The organism is Phyllobacterium endophyticum, assembly GCF_003010935.1.
Taxonomy (GTDB): Bacteria; Pseudomonadota; Alphaproteobacteria; order Rhizobiales; family Rhizobiaceae; genus Phyllobacterium; species Phyllobacterium endophyticum.
Genome location: NZ_PGGN01000004.1, coordinates 382,917 through 403,550 on the forward strand (window position 1 = coordinate 382,917; position 20,634 = coordinate 403,550).

Here is a 20,634-nt window from a genome sequence, read left to right on the forward strand (position 1 = left end):
AGCCCCGCCAGTTTCAGGCAAGCTTGATTTGTCACATCTGGGCAAACGTTCTCAGAAAGGCGCATCATGATCAACACGATGACCGGCTACAGGCTGATTGCTGCCGACTTGCCGCGCTCACTGACCCGCGTGTCGAAGGAACCGGTCGTTCAACGCGAGAGCGACTATTACCTGAAGAACATAGAAAATGTGAAATCAATCGACGATTTCATGAAAGACACAAAGCTTTACAACTATGCATTGAAGGCCCTCGGTCTCCAGGACATGGCCTACGCCAAGGCGTTCATTCGTAAAGTCCTGACGGAAGGCGTAGACGACCCCAACAGCTTCGCCAACAAACTCACCGATCGCCGGTACAAGGAACTCGCCACGACATTCAACTTCGTAAAGCTTGGTGACAAGACAACGCAGCAGCCGGCAGCGAAACAGCAAATAACAGAGAAATATGTGCGGCAGACGCTCGAACTGGAGACTGGCCGGCAGAACGAAGGGGTAAGGCTTGCGCTTTACTTCGCGCGCAAGGCTCCGACAATTACAAGCGCCTTCGAGATTCTTGGGGACAAGGCGTTGCTCCAAGTATTTCAGGCGACGTTCAACATGCCCGCGCAAATGTCCAATCTCGATATCGATCGGCAGGCACAGCTCGTTGAAAGCAAGCTCAATCTCAAGGACCTCAAGGACCCGGCCAAGCTTGACAAACTACTGACGCGTTTTACCGCCATGTATGAAATGAAAAATCCATCGACTACGGCAAGCGCGCCCTCCATGTTGCTGGGAGGAACATCTGCCATTGGGATATCGGCAAGCATTCTGGCGACATTGCAGTCGTTCAAGCTGGGTGGCCGCTGATGGAAAATTCGATATACGTGGGTCTGTCTGCGCAGATTTCGCTGGAGCGTCGCCTTGACGTCCTAGCCCACAATATAGCGAATATGTCGACGCCTGGCTTTCGAGCAACGGGCATGAAGTTTGACGCAATGATCTCGAAGGCCGCTGAAAACTCGAGTTTTGTGACAGCCGGTGAGAGCTATATCGAAACGAACGCAGGTCCGATTACCCAGACCGGCAATCCACTAGATGTGGCCGCAAAGGGCGATGTGTGGTTTTCGCTCCAATCGCCGGCAGGACAAGTTTATACCCGCGATGGCCGAATGCAGATGTCGATTACAGGCGAACTGCTTTCCGTCAAGGGTTATCCCATGCTGGATGCGGGCGGTCAGCCGCTAACCATCGATCCCAACGGCGGACCTCCCGACATCTCATCGGACGGCGCGGTCTATCAGAATGGCAGGCAGGTAGGTGCGATCGGATTGTTCACGATCAGTCCGAATGCCAAACTGACGTATTTCGACAATTCCTCCATCGTTCCAAGCGTGGCGGCGCAGCCCGCGATAGACAATCCGAACGCCGGGGTCATTCAGGGCTCCATCGAGGGATCCAATGTCGACGCAATCAGTGAAATGACAAGGCTGATGAGCGTGACACGCGCCTTTGAGCGGGTCGATGCATTGCTTCGCGGCAACGAGAACACCTTCTCGGAAGCGATCAAGACACTCGGCTCGAAGTCATGAGCTGACCATGCATTCATTTGAATCGATTCTTCCTGCGATACACAACAAAACAAGCTCTTTGGAAACCCTGGCCCGGTTGGTTTCGCAGATTGAGCAGGAGCGGACCGCCGTTGCCGTGGGGGGGTATGTCAATCAGGTGTCTCGTTCGAGTATCGGCGTACGTGGAATATCCAATCGTGTTCAACTTGGCGACGTGGTGGCTATCCGCTCCAACAATGAACTTTTGGCGGCGGAAGTGATCCGGCTCGAGCAGGACCAGGTCCTGATCAAGCCGTTCGATGACCGCGTCATGCCTGGACTTGGAATGTCGGTTTTTCCGGGAGGCCCCCTACAAATTGCGCCCGGACCCGATTGGAAGGGCAGGGTGATCAATGCGCTCGCTTGTCCCCTGGACAACAAGGGACCTTTGTCTGCAGGACCTGACCCGAAACCTGTAGACGGCCTGGCACCTTCGGCTATGAACCGACGCCGGGTTGAAAAGGGACTGCGAACGGGCGTCAACGTCGTCGACGTGTTCGTGCCGATGTGCTTTGGCCAGCGCATAGGTGTCTTCGCCGGCTCCGGTGTCGGCAAGTCGACGTTGCTTGGTATGATGACCAAAGCTACGGACTTCGATACTGTCGTCTTGGCGCTGACGGGCGAGCGCGGGCGCGAAGTGCGCGATATACTTGAAGATACGATGGCTGGGAAGCTCGACAAAACCATCGCGGTTGTCGCGACCGGCGATGAAAGTCCTATGATGCGTCGGCTTGCTCCCAACACCGCAACGGCCATTGCAGAATATTTTAGCGAACGCGGCGACAACGTCCTGCTGATTGTGGATTCCATTACGCGTTTCGCCCACGCAGCGCGCGAAATCGCCATTGCATCGGGCGAACCGCCAGTATCGCGCGGGTATCCGCCGACCGTATTCAGTCAGTTGCCGCGGCTGCTTGAGCGGGCCGGTCCAGGTCTTGCCAGTGGCGGCACGATCACAGGTATTTACGCGGTTCTTGTTGATGGCGACGATCATAACGATCCAATTTCCGATGCCATCCGAGGCACGCTCGACGGCCATATCGTTCTAGACCGAATCATCGCGGCGCAAGGACGGTTTCCCGCAGTCGATATCCTCGGTTCCATCTCGCGCCTTGCACAGCATAACTGGAGCCGAGACCAACAGAAGTTGGTAACAGGTTTACGGAGCCTGATCGCGCGTTACGAGGAAACGCGCGATCTGCGCATGATCGGCGCCTATCAGACCGGCAGCGACCCTCTTGTCGATCAGGCGGTAAATCTTGTCCCGCTAATCTATGACGCCATGCAGCAAACGCCCGCCTCGCCGCTTTCGCAGGACCCCTACGAAGATCTTGCAGCATCACTACGGCCAAAGGAGCCATCATGAAAAAGCAAGAAGCTGCGGCGCAAACAGCCGCGGAGGCCACGGGAATCACTCGTCGGCGTGACAAAGGCTTCGATGGCTATTTGAAAAGCACCGGATTGCTGCTTGCGGTTGGCTCATTCGTTTTGCCCTTCATCATGTATTACGATGTCCTCGATGCACGGCCTGAGCCAGTTTCCGCAGGCAAAAAGGTCAATGACCCCCTAGATCGGTCCAATCAAAAGGTCGTACGCGCAACCAACGGAAGGAGCGGCGGCACCGCGCCAGATAATAAACCTGGTGAGGAACTTGATCCCATGACTACGGCCACCACTGCAGAGCTGAAGGAAAGCAGGGTGGCGCGTATAGATGACGCGATCAAGCAGCCATTTCCCGGCAAGCCCGCATTCCTGCTGCGTGAGGTCGTAGGCGGCCTCGTCATGATTGAGGACGATGCGGGCTACTGGTTCGTCGAAAAAGGCTCCACACTACCGGACGGGAGCAAGCTTATCGCCATCGAACATGGCAGCGGCGCCGACAGCTGGCAGATCAAAACGTCGGACGGCGATGTGATAACCCGAACCAACTAGCTCCGTGTGCCGCAAGTCTCACGCAAGTTTGGAAGATTAGGTTAAGGACAGATTAACCCGGTCAGGCTTGCGAGGAAACACATGCAGGGCATCCATCTGTTCGAGCTGGCATCGCGTCAGGCCGAATGGCTTTCCGTGAGGCAGGCGGCGGTCTCAGGAAACGTCGCCAATGCGAACACGCCAGGCTTTAAGGCACGCGACGTTGAGCCGTTCAGGGATGTGCTGGAGCAGACGCAGCTGACGATGGCAGCGACTAACCCTGTGCATCTTGAAATAGATGCATCCGGTGTGGCTGCAACGCAGCTACGCACCGACGCGACGACCGAGCAGAACCACTCGAAAAACACTGTCAGTCTTGAAGAGGAAATGGTGAAATCCGGTGAGATCAACCGCCAGTTTTCACTCAACACAAGCATCGTGAAAGCGTTTCACCGCATGATGCTCTCAGCTGTGAGGAGTTGAGCCTCATGTCGGATCCTCTGCAAGCTGCCCTGAAAGTCGCGGCCTCTGGCCTTTCCGCACAGTCGACGCGCCTACGAATCGTGTCGGAAAACCTCGCCAACGCACAATCTACCGGCAAGACAGCTGGCAGCGACCCTTATCGTCGCAAGACCGTTTCATTTGCAACCGAGCTCGATCGTGCCAACGGCGTCGAGACCGTGCGTGTTGCCGAAGTAGGCAAGGACACATCTCCCTTCATTCAAGACTATGACCCCAGCCACCCAGCAGCGGATGCCAATGGCTATGTCAAACTACCCAATGTCAGCATGGTTGTCGAAATGGCGGACATGCGCGAAGCAAATCGCTCCTATGAAGCCAATCTCCAGGTAGTCAAGCAAGCACGCGAACTGATTGCAATGACTGTCGATCTTTTGAGGAATTCCTGATGATTGACCAACTTCTCAGTGTTTCCACGCGTAACGCTCTCTCCAGCTTGTCGGAAACTGTGTCTCAAGGCGGTGTAACACCCCCTGCCGTTAGCCAGCCTTCTTTCGGCAACGTGCTGTCACAGCTCACCGGATCGGTCAGCAACAAGCTTGAAGGTGCGGAGGCAATCTCCATGAAAAGTATGACCGGGGATGTACCGACCCGCGATGTGGTGAATGCAGTCATGGATGCAGAACAGTCCCTGCAAACGGCCATCGCCATCCGCGACAAGATTGTCCAGGCCTATCTGGAAATAAGCCGTATGCCAATCTAAGGAATGTCGATGAAAGCCCTGACCATCGCAGCAACCGGCATGAATGCCCAGCAGCTTAATCTGGAAGTGATTGCCAACAATATCGCCAATATAAACACGACAGGGTTCAAGCGAGCCAAGGCTGAATTCTCCGATCTATTATATCAGGCGGAACGCACCGCAGGCGTGCCAAACGCTGCAAACCAGAGCATAATCCCAGAAGGCGCTATGGTAGGGCTTGGTGTGCAGACCTCCGCCGTCCGCAATCTTCACATACAGGGTAGTCTGAACCAGACTGGCAACCCGTTCGACGTTGCACTGGTGGGTCGAGGCTGGTTTCAAATCCAAAACCCGGCCGGCGAGACACTCTATAGTCGCGCTGGCACATTCAACACGAATGCTACCGGCCAATTGGTGACGCTAGATGGCAATCTGGTTGAGCCGAACATCATTGTCCCCACCGATGCGGTTGAGGTCAAGATTTCCGACACAGGTCAGGTGTTCGCTAAGATGGCAGATCAAACTGAACTACAAAATCTGGGGCAGCTGACGATCGCGAATTTTGCCAATGAAGCTGGGCTGGAGCCCCTGGGTGACAATCTGTACAAGCAGACCGACGCATCCGGAGATCCGGTTGTCGGTGTTCCCGGTGATCCCGGATTTGCGACATTGAAGCAGGCTTATCTCGAAAATTCCAACGTCGACCCTGTCAAGGAAATCACGGATCTGATCACAGCCCAGCGTGCCTATGAAATGAATTCGAAAGTGATCCAGGCTGCGGACGAAATGGCTCAGGTCGTTTCCAAGAATCTGCGCTGAGGACTATCATGACGACGGCGATCCATTGGGGTGATAAAATTACACGCATGCTGGCATACGCCTTTTGCGTTCTGCCGATACCTGTCGTGGCGTATGCTGATCGCATAGCGTTTCTTGTACCCACCCAGATTATCTATCCTGGTGAGATAATCGGCGGTTCAGGACTGCACGAGAAGCATTTCACGATCAGGGCAAGTGCGGCCGGTCAATACGTGCTGTCACCACAACAGCTTATCGGTAAAGTGGCGCGCCGGACGCTCCTTCCGGGTCAACCCATTCTTGTCAGCGCTCTGAATGAACCCGATTTGGTCGAGCGCGGCGTACCGGTTGCGCTGGTCTATAATACCGGTGCGCTTGTCATCACGGCCAAGGGAACGCCGCTGGAAGCGGGGCACGCCGGAGATTTCATCAAGGTTCGCAACATGGACAGCGGTATAATCGTATCGGGAACTGTGCTTGCCGATGGCAGCATTCAGGTCGGTATGCGATGATACGCCTCGTGGCCGCTCTCCTGATGACGATGTCGGGCATATATGCGGCACAGGCAGCCGAACCGTCGGCAGATGCCAAGTTTTATCGAACGCCCGGTGAGGCCAAAGCCGCCTGGCGCAAGGCCGAAGCACAGGCCGCCTTGAACGATGACGGACGTTGGGGAGGTGCTGCGTCGCCACTAGGGGAAGGCGGTGCTATCGCCCGCCTGAAAGACATCGCCAATATTCAGGGCGTGCGCGATAATCAGCTTGTCGGCTATGGCCTGGTGATAGGTTTGAACGGTACGGGTGACAGTTTGCGCAGCGCGCCCTTCACCGAACAGTCATTGCGAGCGATGCTGGATAATCTCGGCATCAGTCCACCAGCCGGTACATCGCGCGTGAAGAACGTCGCGGCTGTCATAGTAACTGCCAATTTGCCGCCTTTCGCAGGACGTGGTTCGCGCATCGATATTACGGTGTCCTCGCTGGGTGACGCAACGTCGCTAGCCGGCGGAACGCTGGTGATGACTCCTCTCGCAGCAGCGGATGGCCAGACCTACGCCGTTGCCCAAGGCAATATGGTCGTCTCAGGTTTCGTCGCTTCGGGGCAGGCTGAAACCTTGACGCAGGGCGTTCCCACCAGTGGCCGCATTCCCAATGGCGCTCTCGTTGAAAAAGAAGTTACCGGCAATTTTGGCCAGGAGGAGCTTGTAGTCGAATTGCGCGAGCCTGACTTCACGACGGCCGTCCGGATCACCGATACTATCAATGCCTTTGCAAAGCGCCGTTACAATCAGGCTGTGGCCAAGGAGCGCGATTCAAAGTCCATTCGGTTGAGAAAGCCAAAGAACATTTCCGCCACGCGTTTTCTCGCCGAAATAGAGGGCTTGCCGGTCGTCACGGATGAGGTTGCGCGCGTGGTTGTCGATGAGCGCACGGGGACCGTCGTGATCGGCGAAAAGGTCAGGATATCGCGAGTTGCAATCAGTCATGGCAGCCTGTCCGTACGTGTGACTGAAACACCTACTATCGTGCAACCGGAGCCGTTTTCCGACGGCGTTACGGCTGTCGAGCCAAACACCAGCATCGATGCTACGCAATCCTCAAAGCTTGGCATTCTCGGTGGTACAGATCTTGAGAGTCTCGTCAAAGGCCTGAACCAGATCGGCGTCAAACCCCAGGGTATCATTGCTATCCTGCAGGGCATCAAGACTGCCGGTGCGCTTCATGCGGAACTGGTGGTCCAATGATGAGGATCTTCGCATCGGTTGGATCAGCCAGGTTCGCTGTTACTGCACTTGCCCTCGCTTTAGCTCTGACGCTTCCGGTTGCCCCAAGTCGTTCGCAGGAGACGGGTTCCAGGGAAGAAGGAAGCCAGGAAATCGACCGCTACTGCACAAACATCAGTGACAAGGCAGCCGACGAACGACACGCAATGCAGACACGTGAACTGACGCAGCTCCGTGCCGATATAGACAGCCGCATCGAGCAGCTGGACGCCAAGCGCAAGGAATACGAGGTCTGGCTGAAGCGCCGTGACGATTTCATCGACAAGGCTGAAGACTCCCTCGTAGGCATCATCTCCAAGATGAGACCGGATGCTGCGGCCGCGCAGATGGCACTTATGGGGGACGAGGCTGCCGCGGCTCTGTTGCTCAAGCTCAATCCGCGGGTTTCAAGTGTGATCTTGAACGAAATGCCTGCGGATAAATCATCAAAGCTCGCGAGGGTTATCGTCGGCTCGCGTACAGTTCCAGCTGAAAGAACCGCCCAATGAGAAAAGCGGCGCCATCAATCGTTATCATAGGTATTCTCGCACTTGCAGGCTGCTCGAACATCCGAGACTTCAACCGCGCTCCCGAGATGTCCCCGGTCGGCACTGGTGTCGGGCAGGCATTCAATGTTGCTGACCCGGCATATTATCCAAGACAGCCTAGACCGCAGAAATACTCCTTGTGGCAAGACGGCCAGGCGAGTTTCTTCCGCGATCCGCGTGCGAGCAACCCCGGCGATGTGCTGACCGTCGACATTACGATCGATGACGAAGCCAAACTCGACAATAAATCTGACCGGTCACGGGTAGCGTCATCCGGTTACGGGTTGTCGGCGGATATTGGTGGCAGTGGGGTCTCGGCCAGTGACATCAGCGGCAATCTCAACCTGGATTCGGACAGCCGCTCGAAGGGCGAAGGCAAGATCGACCGGTCGGAGAAGATCAACCTGCAGGTTGCAGTGATCGTGACGGAAATTTTGCCGAACGGCAACATGGTCATAAGAGGCTCCCAGGAAATCGGGGTCAACAATGAATTGCGCATTCTCAATGTTGCTGGTGTCGTTCGACCGCGCGATATTACCAACCTGAACAGAATCGAATACGACAAGATCGCCGAAGCCCGGATATTTTATGGCGGCCGCGGGCGCCAGAGCGAGGTGCAACAGCCGCCTTGGGGTCAGCAGATCCTTGATACCGTCTCGCCGATCTAGGACTGATTATGAGTATTGCTGAAGATGCCCGCACGCCACCAAAGGGCCCCTCGCTCGTTGCGTTGTTGTGCGTTGTTACGGCGCTGACTCTGATTGCTGCAGGTGGCGGCTGGCTTCTGGGCGGCCAACTGGGTTTGCATCTTCCGGGCGCTACAAAGGTTGAGGATACGAAACGTGTGGTCGGCGAGGAGGTGCCTACCGGCAGCGTCGTTCCGCTTAAGCCTATCCTGACCAATATCAAGATACCGCAGGACGTGTGGATCAGGCTCGAAACTGGCATTGTCGCACGGCCCGGCGAGAAAGTCTCCGACGAGCTCGCGGCGACGATCGCCGGAGATTTCATGGCCTTTATGAGAACCGTTAATCTCATGCAGCTGCGCGGGCCCGCAGGTATCGAATATCTGAGAACGGATCTGCAGGAGCGTGCGGCAATGCGTTCGGAAGGCAAGATCGAGAAGGTCTATATCTGGGCGTTGGTGATGGAATGAACAGATACTTTCTGACACCAGTGTTTCTCCTCATGTTGACCCGAAGCGGGATGGCGCAGACGTCTTTGCTCGAGGGCTTGCTTCCACCCGGCAGCGCCTCGACAAGTGGGCAAATCATGCAAATGCTGGCGGCGCTGACAGTGCTGTCCATTGCGCCCGGTCTGCTGATCATGGTGACGAGCTTTACCCGATTCGCCATTGCATTCTCGATGCTGCGCTCCGGTCTTGGCTTGCAGACAACACCGGCTAATCTGGTCATGATCAGCCTTGCCTTGTTCATGACATTTTATGTCATGGCGCCCGTGTTTGATCGCGCCTGGCAGAATGGCGTTCAGCCGCTTGTCAACAATCAGATCACACAGGACGTGGCCATCAATGAAATCGCTACTCCATTTCGCGAATTCATGCTGCGGCAGGTGCGTGACAAGGACCTTCGGCTTTTCGAGGATCTCGCCGACGAATCCTTCCGCACCAAGGCTGACGAAGTCGTCGACATGCGCATACTCATCCCGGCTTTCATGATTTCTGAATTGCGCCGCGGGTTCGAAATCGGCTTTCTCATCGTACTGCCGTTCCTGGTGATCGACCTGATCGTCGCGACGCTGACGATGTCGATGGGTATGATGATGCTGCCGCCAACTGTTTTGTCGCTTCCTTTCAAGATATTGTTCTTCGTCCTCATCGATGGCTGGAATATCCTCGTCGGCAGCCTCATACGATCCTTTTCGTAGCTATGTAGAACTAAAGTCGAATTGCAGATTGGATCTGCGTTCAGCTACTATCGGGTATGACGGATCGTATCGATTTCAAGCGATAGGCATCAGGCCGCGCCGTCATACCGGCCGCCCCGGTATGTCCCTACCAAATTTTCTCCAAGGGATTTTTCAATGTCCAGTATTTTGACAAATGCGTCGGCAATGACCGCGCTTCAGACACTTGCACAAACCAACAAGAATCTTGCCACCACCCAGAACCGCATCTCGACGGGTTTGCGCGTGACCGAGGCTTCGGATAATGTGGCCTATTGGTCAATAGCGACTGGGATGCGCACCCAGAATTCTGTTCTTGCGGCCGTTCAGGACGGGCTTGGTTTAGGCAAGGCAATTGTCGACACCGCCTACACCGCACTGGATAAATCGATCAAGATCGCTCAAGATATTCAGGCCAAGTATGTTGCCAAGGAGACGTCGGGAACCGATGAGGATATCATTGAAGCAGAGATAGCCAATCTCAAGGCACAAATCGTCCAAATAGCACAAAGTGCAACTTTCCAGGGCGTCAATTTGCTGAAGGCCAACGCTGAAGCACAGAAGGTCGTCACTGGCTTTGATGCAGGTGGTGATACTCCCGGCATCACCACCATGGAGGTTGCCGTCTATGATCTTGAAGCTGCGCTGACCCAAGCGACCACTTCGGGAACGGTGGGCGGCGCCATTGATGCCATGAAAGCCGCCGCCGCCGCCCTTGGCTCGTCCAAGACACGCATCACAACACAGACGGAATATACGAAGGATCTCGTGGATGCCCTTAACCGGGGCATCGGAACGCTTGTCGACGCTGACATGAATGCCGAATCCGCCCGTTTGGCGGCCCTTCAAGTTCAGCAACAGCTCGGCATTCAGGGCCTGTCGATCGCCAACACAAACAGCCAGAATATCTTGTCTCTGTTCCGCAACTAATCGATTAGCGAATTCAACATTGGTTTGGGGGCTGCGCTTGAGCGGCCCCCATTTTTGTTCGATGTCGACAATCGAAATTTGACCAGCACCATACCAGCGAAGCCCCCTTGTTATTAAAACGGTAATACTTTAGTCGTAGTCAATGCAACCATGACGGGTTGTCGTTGAAGACAATAGGCATCATGCCGCTCCGTCAAATCGGTAAATCCGATATGTCCCGATTAAAGTATTTCAGGGGCTTCATCCTATGACCAGCATTCTAACAAACGCGTCAGCAATGACTGCGCTGCAGACACTCAACACAACCAACAAGAATCTTGCTACCACTCAGGATCGCATCGCTACTGGCCAGCGCGTTTCCACAGCTTCCGACAATGCCGCTTATTGGTCGATCGCGACCGGTATGCGCACGCAGAATTCGGCTCTCTCGGCAGTCAAGGACGGTCTCGGTCTCGGGGCTTCGATCGTTGACACTGCCTATACCGCATTGACCAGTGCCATCGACCTCGCCAGCAAGATTCAGGCGAAATACGTTGCCAAGGAAACGCCCGGTACCGACGGAACGATCATTGACGCTGACATCGCTGAAATGAAGGCTCAGATCGTTGAAATGGCGCAAGGTGCAACATTCCAGGGTGTGAACCTGTTGGAGACCGGTGGTGCGGCACAGAATATCGTGACCGGCTACACGTCTGGTACCGGGGTAACGACAATGAGCGTTGCGGCCTACGACCTTGAAGCCGCATTGACCGCAGCAACGTCGTCCTCAACCGTTGAAACAGCCGTCAACGCCATGAAGGCAGCAGCAGCCGCTCTCGGTTCTGCCAAGACTCGTATCGATACACAGCAGACGTTCACTGGCAATCTGATGGATGCGATCGATCGTGGCGTTGGCCAGCTCGTGGATGCTGACATGAACGCCGAATCGGCACGCTTGTCGGCGCTTCAAGTCCAGCAGCAGCTCGGTATCCAAGCTCTCTCGATTGCCAACTCGAGCAACCAGAGCATCTTGTCGCTTTTCCGCGGCTAAAACAGGTACTACTAAAAGTAGCGAATTCAGGCCACGCTCGAGCGTGGCCTTTTTCTTTGCGTCGCCCACGGATCCGTCGCTCTAACTTCGCGCAAGGTTCGCACTCTATGATTCAATCATGCGACCGGGTGGGGACTGATGGAAAAGAATATACGGCAGACATTCGTACAGCTTGCGACGGCAATGCAAAAGCTTGGAGCGAGGCGACTTATTGCTCTTGGCGTCATCGGTGTTACGCTGTTCAGTGCTATTCTCGTATCGAGCTTCTATCTAAATCGCCCGCAATACGAGACACTCTATGTCGGTCTAAGCCGCGACGACGTAAATCGCATGGGCATGGCGCTCGGTGAAGCGGGAATTCCATTCGATGTGAAATCGGACGGCACCTCGATTCTCGTGGCCTTTGGTAAAGCCGACCAGGCGCGAATGTATCTGGCGGAAAAGGGTCTACCCACCAGCAACAATGCGGGCTATGAGCTCTTCGATAATATGGGTTCGCTCGGCCTCACGTCTTTCATGCAGGAAATCACCAGGGTTCGGGCGCTTGAAGGCGAAATCTCCCGAACAATTCAGGCGATCCGTGGCATCAAGGCCGCGCGCGTCCACATCGTCCTGCCGGAAAAGGGGAGCTTCCGCCGTGGCGACCAAGCGCCATCAGCCTCCGTGGTAATCCGGACGGAGGGCGATTTCGCCATCGAATCAGCTCAGTCCATACGCCAGCTCGTGGCTGCAGCCGTGCCACAGCTTACAGCTGCGGAAGTCACCATTCTGGACACCAATGGCCGTCTCCTTGCGTCCAAGGATGATGGTACGAATGCAGGGGCTGTCATGTCAGCGACACTCGAACAGAACGTTTCTGCATCGGTGGACGAGAACATTCGCAAGGCGCTCGCACCCTATCTAGGCGTTGGACACTTTCAGACCAGCGTGCAGGTGGCGCTTGATACCGATCGCCGCCAGACGAACGAGACGGTATTCGATCCGGAATCTCGCGTCGAACGGTCGGTAAGGGTCGTTCGTGAGAGTGGCGACTCGAAAAACTCGACGAGTGACAATGCAACTGGCGTTGAACAAAATATTCCACAGGAAGAAATCGCCAGCAAGAATGGCGATAATTCCTCCGAAAAGACCGACAAGCGTGAGGAACTTACCAATTACGAACTGAACTCGAAGACCGTATCGACGACGAGTGACAGCTATCAAATCAAACGCTTGTCCATCGCTGTCGTCATTGATCAAGCACGCCTGCTGGCAACCGCCGGCGCCGCGCCGGTTCCGGAGAACTTCGTCGATCAGCAGATTGCAAAAATAACGGAACTCGTAGCGACGGCGGCCGGTCTCGATCAGAAGCGCGGTGATATCATCAATGTGACTGCGGTCAATTTCATGGAGGCGGCGGATGAACAACTGGCGCCAGCCTCAACGCCTATATCTGAGATGATCTTCCGTCAGTCGGGAAGCATCATCAATGCTGCCGCGCTTGTTGCAGCAGTTGGGCTTGTTCTATGGTTCGGCGTGCGACCGTTGATGCGCGAAATGAACGCGCCGCAGGATGCTCTACAACTCGCCGGTGGCTCTGATCTATCCGTACCCGGTCTGGCACCGACGACCAATCTACCAATAGTCGCCAAGGTTACGACGGAGCAGAGCCTCCCCTATGACGATCTAAGCGACCTCAGGAAGCGCATGCGCGTGCCTGCACAAAACCGACTCGAGCAGATGATCGACATGGATGAAGAGCGTGTGGCCGCTATCCTGAAACAGTGGGTTCACGAGGCAGCCTGATGGTCTCACGAACCGTTGCCAGTGTCTTGACCGATTTCACGCCGAGGCAAGTACCCGCTGATCGAGTCACCTTATTTACGACCGTCATCGATCGATCGGAGGTCTTGGCAGCAGAGATAAAAGAGGGATCCGAGGATGCCGTCGATCTGATCGATTATGAATTGAAGATCAAGGAGGCCTTTGTCGCGGGCCGCGAAGCTGGACAAGCCGAGGCAGCCGTTCTGTTCGAAGCGGAGAAGGTCCGGCTTGAACGGGAATTCGAGGATCAGCTCGCGGCCGCGGAAGCTCTTTTCATGCAGCAGACGGGGGCGCGGCTGACACGAGAAATGGTCGACGGACTAGCGTCGATCTCTGCAGATATCTCTGCATCCCTTGCCGCAGTCCTCAGCCCTTTCATAGAAGAGAAACTGCGCGAAAGATCGGTGAACGCTTTCGTCGAGGAGGTCGAGCGGATGACGAAAGGGTTAGCCGCAATTAATCTTGAAATCTCTGGGCCACCCCATCTTCTCGACGTGCTTCGCATGCGTTCGGAGATCGATCAGTCACGTTTCACACTGACCGAAGCCATTCAATCGGAACTGTGCTTGAGACTGGACGAAGCCGTGGTTGAAACCCGGCTCGGGCGCCTGATCGATGCGTTGAGAGATACCGCCAATGAACATTGATCCAGAGACTCACCGCGAAATCATCATTGTCAGGCGCGGCCGGGAACACGAAGAGGGTCACCACGGCGGAGTCTGGAAAATCGCCTATGCGGACTTCATGACCGCGATGATGGCATTTTTTCTGGTCATGTGGCTGATCAATGCTGCCAACGAGGAGACAAAAGCCGCGGTCGCCGCCTACTTCAACCCCGTCAAGCTCATGGACCGGCAAACGAGACCCAAAGGCATCGAAGAGACTGATAATCAGGAAGGCAAGGTCCGCTTCGAAAGCCCAGATTCTACTGAGGCGGAAACCAAGAGTGCCCGCAACGAAAAACAGATGCAATTGCCTCCGGCCACCGAGGAACGGCAAATTTTCAAGGATCCTTACGCCGTGCTCGCCGAGATAGCGACAGAGACAGGAGTTCTTCAAAACCGATCAGCGGAAGGAGCGGGAGGTTCAAATCGGGCTGGGCCGTCTACTGGCGCAGAGGGTGGGGACGCCTACCGTGATCCCTTCAATCCGAATTACTGGTCGACGCACGTCAAAGACGAGATATTCCCGCTAACGGACAGTCCGGTTACCCCACCTCCTTCGCGGGACAGCGAGTTGAAGCCCCAGCCGGAAAAAGCAGTTGGTACCGATAAGTTAGCCAAGCAGGCAGAGTTCGATCAACGGATGGCGGCCGGCGAACCGATCGGAGACAAAGATCCTGTTCTCGATAGTGCGAAATCGGTTGATCCCGAAAAAAGCACACCGGCTAAGGATAAGCAACCAGGAGCAGTGGAGATCAACTCTGCCAGAGAGATGGCTGCCGAGATTATCAGGAAAACCGGCGCAACTTCGGACGAACGCGCACCTGATATTTCGGTCGTGCCTATGGACGATGGTGTGTTGATCCAGCTTACCGACAAAGTTGACTATGGCATGTTTGCAATTGGATCGGCGAAACCGGACAGGCGCGTCGTGCAGGTGCTTGATGAAATTGCCAAAATTATTACCGCGCGCCAGGGCAAGGTCATCATCAGCGGGCACACGGACGCCCGGCCATTCAAAAGTGAGACCTATGACAATTGGCGGCTGTCGTCTGCACGGGCGCATATGGCCTATTACATGTTGACGCGAGGCGGCCTCGACGGTCGGCGCGTCTTGCGCGTAGAAGGCTATGCCGATCGTGAACCGAAGATTTCAGCTGATCCCTATGCCGCTCAGAACCGGCGTATCGACATCTTTCTCAAGACGGACGAAAGATGATAGCGAGACAAACCATAGGTTGGTTGCTGTTTGGGATATTCAGCCTCCCGCTGAGATCGGCGCAGGCGGAAATACCGTCGCCGGAGCCTTATCTGCTCGTACGCTCCATGCGCATGTTGCAAGACCAGGTCGCCTCGGGAAAGGCGGAGGCGTTGCCCATGCTAAACCGCGTACTTGGCCATATTGCCGGTCAACTTCAAGCGGCTGAACCGAAAGTCTGGACGAATCCCGCGAACGTTTACGCGATTGTTATTTACCTCCTTAATGGCGGCAATCCGGCCGTCGTTCGTTCCATATTGACATCCGCGAAGCTCGATCTGGTCGATCCGAAACTCGTGGCAGGGTCCTTGGCCTATGCCGATGGCGACATGATGCGAATCATAGAGAATTTCCAGGAACTGCCATCCAACGTCCCCATCGAACTAGTCGCTTCGGTCTATCTGGTTACGGCAACCCAGCTCGCCTCGAACGATGCAGGAACCGCACTGAAGCGCCTCGATTATATACGCCTCAATGTCCCTGGAACTCTGCTGGAAGAGGCCGCCCTTCGGCGGGGCTTGATGATCGCGGCGCGTCTTGGTGACAAGGACAAAGTCAGGCTGCTTGCCCGCAATTATCTGCAACGCTTTGCGCTTTCCCCTTATTCTGAAGATTTTTTTCGTCAGCTTGTCGATGCCTTGATGATCATCAAGGGCAAGATAAGCAATGAGGAAATCGCAGAAATCGCCTCGCTGGCATGGCCTGGCGCCCGTTTGCCCTTCTTCCTGCGCATTGCCAGAGGTGCGATAGTCGACGGCGATATGCAGCGGGCGCGGTTCGCATCGCAGCAGGCTGATGCTCTCGCAACCGCCCTCAACGCAGACGATACCCAGGCCAAGCTCTATATGGCGGTAAGCAGCGTCGGCTCGGACAAGACCCGAGAGGCCCATGTGATCCTATCCAAGTTGCCCAAAGATCGTCTGCATGGTCGGGATGTCAAGTTGCTCGAGGCCGCAGCTGCGATGGCAAACAGAATCCTTGCACAACCGATCCCGCAGACTGACGACCCCCGCAAAATGGAAGTTGCGGACAGTGCCACATCCCTCAAGGCTGCATCAGCCCCATCGGAATTCGTTGATCCGATTGTCGACGGGACTCGCAAGAAACTTGACGCCATTGACGCCCTTCTCGGGAAGGCTAGCAAATGACCATTGGAGTTCAGATGCCATTCAGATCGATGATCGACGCCATTGTACGCGGCAAAGGCAAGGACGATGTGGCTAATCACAAGCCGGCGAAAGGGGAGGACTCTCTTCCGGATTTCAGCTCCATGATCAAGGTCAGCTCAAAGCCCAAGTTCGAAAGTTCAGATGCAACAGCGGACAAGGACATCGTTCAAACTCCTGATGCTGCGGAACCTGACAGCGATAAGGGTGCTATTCTCGGGCAAGGTGTGTTCGGTCAGGCCATCCTAGCATTTGAGCAATTGCTTGATCATCAAAAGCGGGAGGGGGGCAGCCGGCCCCGACCAGCTGATGAACATACTACTTTGTCCAAGAATGAGAAGGCCGCCGCGCCGACACAGATTGCCGAACCTGTTCATGTGAGTAAAAAGGCAGTGGCCTTCCGCGAGGAAGAGCCGGGACAGAAGGGGACTGTGTCGCCCGCAGGCCATTCGGAAGCCCCGACAGCTCCCACTAAGAAAGACGACCAGACGAAGCCTGAGCCTGGTGGGCAGTTGGGAATGCCAGTTGTTCAATCCTCCGAGGCTCCGAAGCCCAGAGTGAGTGTCAAGGCTGCCCCGGAACCGGCGTCAGCGCCTTCTCCTGATACGCCGGCGCCGCTCGCATCATCACCGCCGGTTCAAGCAGAAGCCAGGCTAGTTACTACAGTCGGCGAAACGGCCGCGCCCCGCAACATCGGTCCCGGGGTGATTGACCTCCAGGTGGTTTCGGAGCGAAGCGCTGCCGGAAGTATCAAAACGCTGGTTATTCAGTTGCAGCCCATTGAACTTGGAACCGTAACTGCGCGCATGCGCCTCATACCCGAAGGTTTGCATGTCCAACTCATAGCGGAGAACACCGCTGCCGCCGAACATCTTGCGAAAGATCACGACGCGCTCGGTAGAGCGTTGCAGCGGGCAGGGGTCACCGACGATGCGTCATCCGTGATCATTTCGGTAATCGACCGCTCCAGCGCCTCTTCAAGCACGCAAACCGGTCAGCAGCACCTTTCGGGCCAAGATCAACAGCCTGAGCCGCGTGCCGGTGGCCAGGGCGCGTCGCATGGCCCATCCGGCGGACGTTCTGACGATCAACATGCAATGGGGAAGGTGGAGGCGGATGAGCGTGGGGAAAGGACGGTTAGGCTGGAGGTCGAGCGTAATCCTCTTCGCGGTTTGGTTGTTTAACCTATGCCTGACATTGCAAGGGGCTTCAGCGAAGAACCTTTGCGAACAGCAATTGCATCGGGCATCTTCGAAATATGATATCCCAATCGGCATTCTCTATGCCGTTGGTCTCACAGAGACCGGACATAAGGACTCTCTGCAGCCATATGCAATGAACGTCGAGGGCAAGACGTTCTTCATGCCTTCGGTGGCAGCCGCTGTAGCACGTTTCGGGGACGCCCAGTCACAGGGTGCGAAGCTGATCGATCTTGGCTGTATGCAGATCAATCACCATTTTCATGCAAACAAGTTTTCATCTTTAGGTGCGATGCTAGACCCTGCTACCAATGTCGACTATGCCGCGCGCTTTCTGAAAGAGTTAAAAGCGCGCGAGGGTAGCTGGACAATGGCTGTTGCTCGCTACCACGCGGGCCCCAACAACAACCCTGCTCAAAAGCAGTATGTTTGCCGCGTAATTGAAAATATGGTGGTTGCCGGTTTCGGAAATTGGACGACGAAGGCGCGAATGTTTTGCGACAAGTGATCGTGGTAATACTTGGTAATAAAACGTGAATTTGTAGTCGCAGCTATATTTTGTAAAGTGACAGACAGTATTATTTCTCTGGTATAAAAACCTGCCATTCCTCCCCAAACTTCCACCTACATCGAAGTATTTATGACTCCCAATAAATTAGGTGCAATATCTTGGGAATTGTCGCCGAGTCGTCGGCCCCGCTAGTTGTGTGTTGCTTGGGGCAAAATAAATGATTCGGAAGGTGGGGCAGTGATTGTAGTCGTCGACGAACGAAGTCTGGTGACGAGTGGGTATTCGGCGTGGTTCGCCCGCGAGGGCATAACGACAACAGGTTTTACTCCGGACGATTTTGGCGATTGGGTCGCCAGCGTTCAGAAGAACGATATTATGGCGGTGGAGGCATTTCTCATAGGAGAATGTGTGAATCGCAGCCAGTTTCCACAAAAGATACGCGAACGCTGTTCGGCGCCGGTCATTGCAGTCAACGAGTCGCAGTCATTGGAACATACGCTTGAGCTTTTCCAGGCGGGCGTTGATGATGTCGTGCGCAAACCGATGCACGTAAGAGAAATTCTTGCGCGGATCAATGCCATTCGGCGCCGATACGGTACCGGCGAGCCTGGTACGCAGGTTGGCCCAATCCGGGTTTTCTCGGATGGTCGCGATCCGCAAATTAACGGTATCGATTTCTCGCTGCCGCGGCGCGAGCGCCGAATTCTTGAGTACCTGATCGCAAATCGCGGGCGGCGTCTTAACAAGGCACAGATATTCAGTGCCATCTACGGCATCTTCGACAGTGATGTAGAAGAAAGCGTCGTCGAAAGTCACATCAGCAAGCTTCGCAAGAAACTGCGTGAGCAACTTGGTTACGATCCCATCGATTCCAAGCGCTTCCTCGGCTATTGCATCGATTTGAACTGACGGACTGCCACACCAGGTTATGGCCGTCGGCGATCAAGTCGAAGTCCAACTTATCACTCCACTAATTCCATCCGAAACGTCAGCTTCGCGCAAGTCATGCGCGCTAACGATTCTGGACGGAATCACGTGCAAGGAGACGGAAATGAGCCTCTATGGAATGATGCGAACCGGTGTGTCTGGCATGAACGCCCAGGCCAACAGGTTGTCGACCGTAGCCGATAATATAGCCAACTCCAGCACAACGGGTTACAAGCGTGCCAGCACGCAGTTCGCATCACTGGTGCTCCCGAGTTCAGGCGGGGCTTATAATTCCGGTGGTGTCGAAACGGTTATTCGACACCACATTTCCCAAGATGGCGCCCAGCGATTCACGGACTCTTCCACGGACCTTGCGCTGAAAGGCAACGGTTTCTTCATCGTCGGCAATGCCGATGATACGCCCTATCTGACCCGCGCCGGTTCATTCGTGCCTGATGCGCAAGGTAATCTTGTCAACTCGGCCGGCTACTTCCTGATGGGTTATCCGGTGGTCAATGGCAACGTCAATCCGGTTGCCAATGGCTTTCAGGGGCTCGAAAAGGTCAGTATTGCTCAAAATGATCTTATTGCAGATCCGAGCAGGACCGGTATTTTCACCGCCAATCTCCCGGCGGGCGCTTCGATCATTGCCGCGGCTGATCGCCCTCCGACAAAGACCGATGCGTCCGCGCAATATTCGGCCAAGACATCCGTGCAGACATTCGACAATCTCGGTAACGTCGTCGTCGTTGACCTTTATTTCACCAAAACTGCAGACAATACTTGGCAAGTTGCTGCCTATAATCACGCCAATGCGTCAGCGGCGGGTGGGTTTCCCTATATTCCTACCACGCCGTTGGCCGAGCAAAATTATACGTTCGATGGCGTTACCGGCAAGCTCACTGGTGCAACGTCGTTTACGGTTCCAGGTATGCCTGGTGCACTGTCTGGGCGGCCCAACAGCCCAGATCTCATTCTTGATTTTTCCGCCACCAAACAGCTGGCAGGTGACTACACGCCTATCGAGGTAAAGATCGACGGCAACACGCCAAGTCCGATCGACAATGTCAGCATCGGCAAAGACGGCACTGTCACGGCCATCTACAAGAATGGCGCCAAGCGCGACATTTACAAGATTGCGCTGGCCGATGTTCCCAGTCCTGACAACCTGCTCGTCATGACCGGCAACGTGTTCTCTCCAAGCGCAGACTCAGGTGACGTCCAGCTCGGCTTTGCCGGCACTGGCAGCTTTGGCGCGTTGACCTCCAGTGCGCTCGAGGAATCGAATGCCGACATCGCGCAGGAACTGACGGAAATGATTGAATCCCAGAGAAGCTACACGGCAAATTCGAAGGTCTTTCAGACCGGCGCGGATTTGATGGACGTGCTGGTGAATCTCAAGAGATAGCTGAACTTCGAACCGTGAATGGACAC

The 20,634-nt window shown here is 55.2% G+C and carries 24 protein-coding genes; all 24 read left to right on the forward strand.

Annotated elements, in window-relative coordinates; all coding sequences use genetic code 11:
- The first annotated feature begins 66 nt into the window (after nt 1-66).
- The 24 genes from CU100_RS19980 (at nt 67) to CU100_RS20095 (ending at nt 20,608) form a co-directional block, all read left to right on the forward strand.
- The gene (locus CU100_RS19980) at nt 67-849 is read left to right on the forward strand and encodes a DUF1217 domain-containing protein (protein ID WP_106718345.1); all 783 of its coding nucleotides are present in this window, start codon (nt 67-69) and stop codon (nt 847-849) included.
- The gene (flgF, locus tag CU100_RS19985; RefSeq protein WP_106718346.1) at nt 846-1,571 is read left to right on the forward strand and encodes a flagellar basal-body rod protein FlgF; all 726 of its coding nucleotides are present in this window, start codon (nt 846-848) and stop codon (nt 1,569-1,571) included. The genes CU100_RS19980 and flgF overlap by 4 nt, the downstream gene beginning before the upstream one ends.
- A gap of 7 nt (nt 1,572-1,578) precedes the next feature.
- On the forward strand, nt 1,579-2,955 hold the full coding sequence (gene fliI / locus CU100_RS19990; RefSeq protein WP_106718347.1) for a flagellar protein export ATPase FliI: 1,377 nt from the start codon (nt 1,579-1,581) through the stop codon (nt 2,953-2,955).
- Nucleotides 2,952-3,521, forward strand: a complete 570-nt coding sequence (locus tag CU100_RS19995) for a hypothetical protein (protein ID WP_245419140.1) — start codon at nt 2,952-2,954, stop codon at nt 3,519-3,521. Before fliI ends, CU100_RS19995 begins: the two co-directional genes overlap by 4 nt.
- 81 nt (nt 3,522-3,602) lie before the next feature.
- Nucleotides 3,603-3,983 carry a flagellar basal body rod protein FlgB gene (gene flgB, locus CU100_RS20000; protein WP_106718348.1) on the forward strand — a complete coding sequence of 127 codons (381 nt, stop codon included), beginning with the start codon at nt 3,603-3,605 and terminating at the stop codon, nt 3,981-3,983.
- 5 nt (nt 3,984-3,988) lie between these two features.
- Nucleotides 3,989-4,408: a flagellar basal body rod protein FlgC gene (gene flgC / locus CU100_RS20005; protein ID WP_106718349.1), complete on the forward strand. Its 420-nt coding sequence runs from the start codon at nt 3,989-3,991 to the stop codon at nt 4,406-4,408.
- The gene (locus CU100_RS20010) at nt 4,408-4,722 is read left to right on the forward strand and encodes a flagellar hook-basal body complex protein FliE (protein WP_106718350.1); all 315 of its coding nucleotides are present in this window, start codon (nt 4,408-4,410) and stop codon (nt 4,720-4,722) included. Before flgC ends, CU100_RS20010 begins: the two co-directional genes overlap by 1 nt.
- Before the next feature lie 9 nt (nt 4,723-4,731).
- Entirely contained in the window at nt 4,732-5,520 is a 789-nt protein-coding gene (flgG, locus tag CU100_RS20015) for a flagellar basal-body rod protein FlgG (RefSeq protein ID WP_106718665.1), read from the forward strand.
- Between the two features lie 47 nt (nt 5,521-5,567).
- A complete protein-coding gene (flgA, locus tag CU100_RS20020) occupies nt 5,568-6,011 on the forward strand; it encodes a flagellar basal body P-ring formation chaperone FlgA (RefSeq protein WP_245419176.1) in 444 nt (147 codons plus the stop codon).
- Between the two features lie 23 nt (nt 6,012-6,034).
- Nucleotides 6,035-7,243, forward strand: a complete 1,209-nt coding sequence (locus CU100_RS20025) for a flagellar basal body P-ring protein FlgI (protein WP_407070364.1) — start codon at nt 6,035-6,037, stop codon at nt 7,241-7,243.
- Nucleotides 7,240-7,770, forward strand: coding sequence for a MotE family protein (locus CU100_RS20030; protein WP_106718353.1), 531 nt, complete (start codon nt 7,240-7,242; stop codon nt 7,768-7,770). The genes CU100_RS20025 and CU100_RS20030 overlap by 4 nt, the downstream gene beginning before the upstream one ends.
- Complete coding sequence (flgH, locus tag CU100_RS20035; protein WP_106718354.1) at nt 7,767-8,477, forward strand: flagellar basal body L-ring protein FlgH; 711 nt, start codon at nt 7,767-7,769, stop codon at nt 8,475-8,477. The genes CU100_RS20030 and flgH overlap by 4 nt, the downstream gene beginning before the upstream one ends.
- An 8-nt stretch (nt 8,478-8,485) precedes the next feature.
- The gene (locus CU100_RS20040) at nt 8,486-8,965 is read left to right on the forward strand and encodes a flagellar basal body-associated FliL family protein (RefSeq protein WP_106718355.1); all 480 of its coding nucleotides are present in this window, start codon (nt 8,486-8,488) and stop codon (nt 8,963-8,965) included.
- Nucleotides 8,962-9,696, forward strand: a complete 735-nt coding sequence (gene fliP / locus CU100_RS20045; protein WP_106718356.1) for a flagellar type III secretion system pore protein FliP — start codon at nt 8,962-8,964, stop codon at nt 9,694-9,696. The genes CU100_RS20040 and fliP overlap by 4 nt, the downstream gene beginning before the upstream one ends.
- Nucleotides 9,697-9,852: 156 nt before the next feature.
- Nucleotides 9,853-10,644 (forward strand): flagellin N-terminal helical domain-containing protein, encoded by a 792-nt coding sequence (locus CU100_RS20050; protein WP_106718357.1) that lies wholly within the window; start codon nt 9,853-9,855, stop codon nt 10,642-10,644.
- A 247-nt stretch (nt 10,645-10,891) separates the two neighbouring features.
- On the forward strand, nt 10,892-11,674 hold the full coding sequence (locus CU100_RS20055; protein ID WP_106718358.1) for a flagellin N-terminal helical domain-containing protein: 783 nt from the start codon (nt 10,892-10,894) through the stop codon (nt 11,672-11,674).
- Between the two features lie 138 nt (nt 11,675-11,812).
- Complete coding sequence (fliF, locus tag CU100_RS20060) at nt 11,813-13,459, forward strand: flagellar basal-body MS-ring/collar protein FliF (protein ID WP_106718359.1); 1,647 nt, start codon at nt 11,813-11,815, stop codon at nt 13,457-13,459.
- Nucleotides 13,459-14,124: a hypothetical protein gene (locus CU100_RS20065; RefSeq protein WP_106718360.1), complete on the forward strand. Its 666-nt coding sequence runs from the start codon at nt 13,459-13,461 to the stop codon at nt 14,122-14,124. Before fliF ends, CU100_RS20065 begins: the two co-directional genes overlap by 1 nt.
- Entirely contained in the window at nt 14,114-15,358 is a 1,245-nt protein-coding gene (locus tag CU100_RS20070; RefSeq protein WP_106718361.1) for a MotB family protein, read from the forward strand. The genes CU100_RS20065 and CU100_RS20070 overlap by 11 nt, the downstream gene beginning before the upstream one ends.
- Nucleotides 15,355-16,545, forward strand: a complete 1,191-nt coding sequence (locus tag CU100_RS20075) for a chemotaxis protein MotC (protein ID WP_106718362.1) — start codon at nt 15,355-15,357, stop codon at nt 16,543-16,545. The genes CU100_RS20070 and CU100_RS20075 overlap by 4 nt, the downstream gene beginning before the upstream one ends.
- A 14-nt stretch (nt 16,546-16,559) precedes the next feature.
- Nucleotides 16,560-17,747 (forward strand): flagellar hook-length control protein FliK, encoded by a 1,188-nt coding sequence (locus tag CU100_RS20080; protein ID WP_170113908.1) that lies wholly within the window; start codon nt 16,560-16,562, stop codon nt 17,745-17,747.
- Entirely contained in the window at nt 17,680-18,270 is a 591-nt protein-coding gene (locus CU100_RS20085; RefSeq protein ID WP_106718364.1) for a transglycosylase SLT domain-containing protein, read from the forward strand. The genes CU100_RS20080 and CU100_RS20085 overlap by 68 nt, the downstream gene beginning before the upstream one ends.
- Nucleotides 18,271-18,510: 240 nt before the next feature.
- A complete protein-coding gene (ftcR, locus tag CU100_RS20090) occupies nt 18,511-19,182 on the forward strand; it encodes a flagellar transcriptional regulator FtcR (protein WP_106718365.1) in 672 nt (223 codons plus the stop codon).
- Between the two features lie 142 nt (nt 19,183-19,324).
- The gene (locus CU100_RS20095) at nt 19,325-20,608 is read left to right on the forward strand and encodes a flagellar hook protein FlgE (protein ID WP_106718666.1); all 1,284 of its coding nucleotides are present in this window, start codon (nt 19,325-19,327) and stop codon (nt 20,606-20,608) included.
- Nucleotides 20,609-20,634 lie beyond the last annotated feature (26 nt).

Bases quoted from the DNA above. Each gene is read 5' to 3' on its own strand.
- CU100_RS19980 (WP_106718345.1), top strand. From the start codon at position 67: ATGATCAACACGATGACCGGCTACAGGCTGATTGCTGCCGACTTGCCG.
- fliI (WP_106718347.1), top strand. From the start codon at position 1,579: ATGCATTCATTTGAATCGATTCTTCCTGCGATACACAACAAAACAAGC.
- CU100_RS19995 (WP_245419140.1), top strand. From the start codon at position 2,952: ATGAAAAAGCAAGAAGCTGCGGCGCAAACAGCCGCGGAGGCCACGGGA.
- flgB (WP_106718348.1), top strand. From the start codon at position 3,603: ATGCAGGGCATCCATCTGTTCGAGCTGGCATCGCGTCAGGCCGAATGG.
- flgC (WP_106718349.1), top strand. From the start codon at position 3,989: ATGTCGGATCCTCTGCAAGCTGCCCTGAAAGTCGCGGCCTCTGGCCTT.
- CU100_RS20010 (WP_106718350.1), top strand. From the start codon at position 4,408: ATGATTGACCAACTTCTCAGTGTTTCCACGCGTAACGCTCTCTCCAGC.
- flgG (WP_106718665.1), top strand. From the start codon at position 4,732: ATGAAAGCCCTGACCATCGCAGCAACCGGCATGAATGCCCAGCAGCTT.
- flgA (WP_245419176.1), top strand. From the start codon at position 5,568: ATGCTGGCATACGCCTTTTGCGTTCTGCCGATACCTGTCGTGGCGTAT.
- CU100_RS20025 (WP_407070364.1), top strand. From the start codon at position 6,035: ATGACGATGTCGGGCATATATGCGGCACAGGCAGCCGAACCGTCGGCA.
- CU100_RS20030 (WP_106718353.1), top strand. From the start codon at position 7,240: ATGATGAGGATCTTCGCATCGGTTGGATCAGCCAGGTTCGCTGTTACT.
- flgH (WP_106718354.1), top strand. From the start codon at position 7,767: ATGAGAAAAGCGGCGCCATCAATCGTTATCATAGGTATTCTCGCACTT.
- CU100_RS20040 (WP_106718355.1), top strand. From the start codon at position 8,486: ATGAGTATTGCTGAAGATGCCCGCACGCCACCAAAGGGCCCCTCGCTC.
- fliP (WP_106718356.1), top strand. From the start codon at position 8,962: ATGAACAGATACTTTCTGACACCAGTGTTTCTCCTCATGTTGACCCGA.
- CU100_RS20050 (WP_106718357.1), top strand. From the start codon at position 9,853: ATGTCCAGTATTTTGACAAATGCGTCGGCAATGACCGCGCTTCAGACA.
- CU100_RS20055 (WP_106718358.1), top strand. From the start codon at position 10,892: ATGACCAGCATTCTAACAAACGCGTCAGCAATGACTGCGCTGCAGACA.
- fliF (WP_106718359.1), top strand. From the start codon at position 11,813: ATGGAAAAGAATATACGGCAGACATTCGTACAGCTTGCGACGGCAATG.
- CU100_RS20065 (WP_106718360.1), top strand. From the start codon at position 13,459: ATGGTCTCACGAACCGTTGCCAGTGTCTTGACCGATTTCACGCCGAGG.
- CU100_RS20070 (WP_106718361.1), top strand. From the start codon at position 14,114: ATGAACATTGATCCAGAGACTCACCGCGAAATCATCATTGTCAGGCGC.
- CU100_RS20075 (WP_106718362.1), top strand. From the start codon at position 15,355: ATGATAGCGAGACAAACCATAGGTTGGTTGCTGTTTGGGATATTCAGC.
- CU100_RS20080 (WP_170113908.1), top strand. From the start codon at position 16,560: ATGCCATTCAGATCGATGATCGACGCCATTGTACGCGGCAAAGGCAAG.
- CU100_RS20085 (WP_106718364.1), top strand. From the start codon at position 17,680: ATGAGCGTGGGGAAAGGACGGTTAGGCTGGAGGTCGAGCGTAATCCTC.
- CU100_RS20095 (WP_106718666.1), top strand. From the start codon at position 19,325: ATGAGCCTCTATGGAATGATGCGAACCGGTGTGTCTGGCATGAACGCC.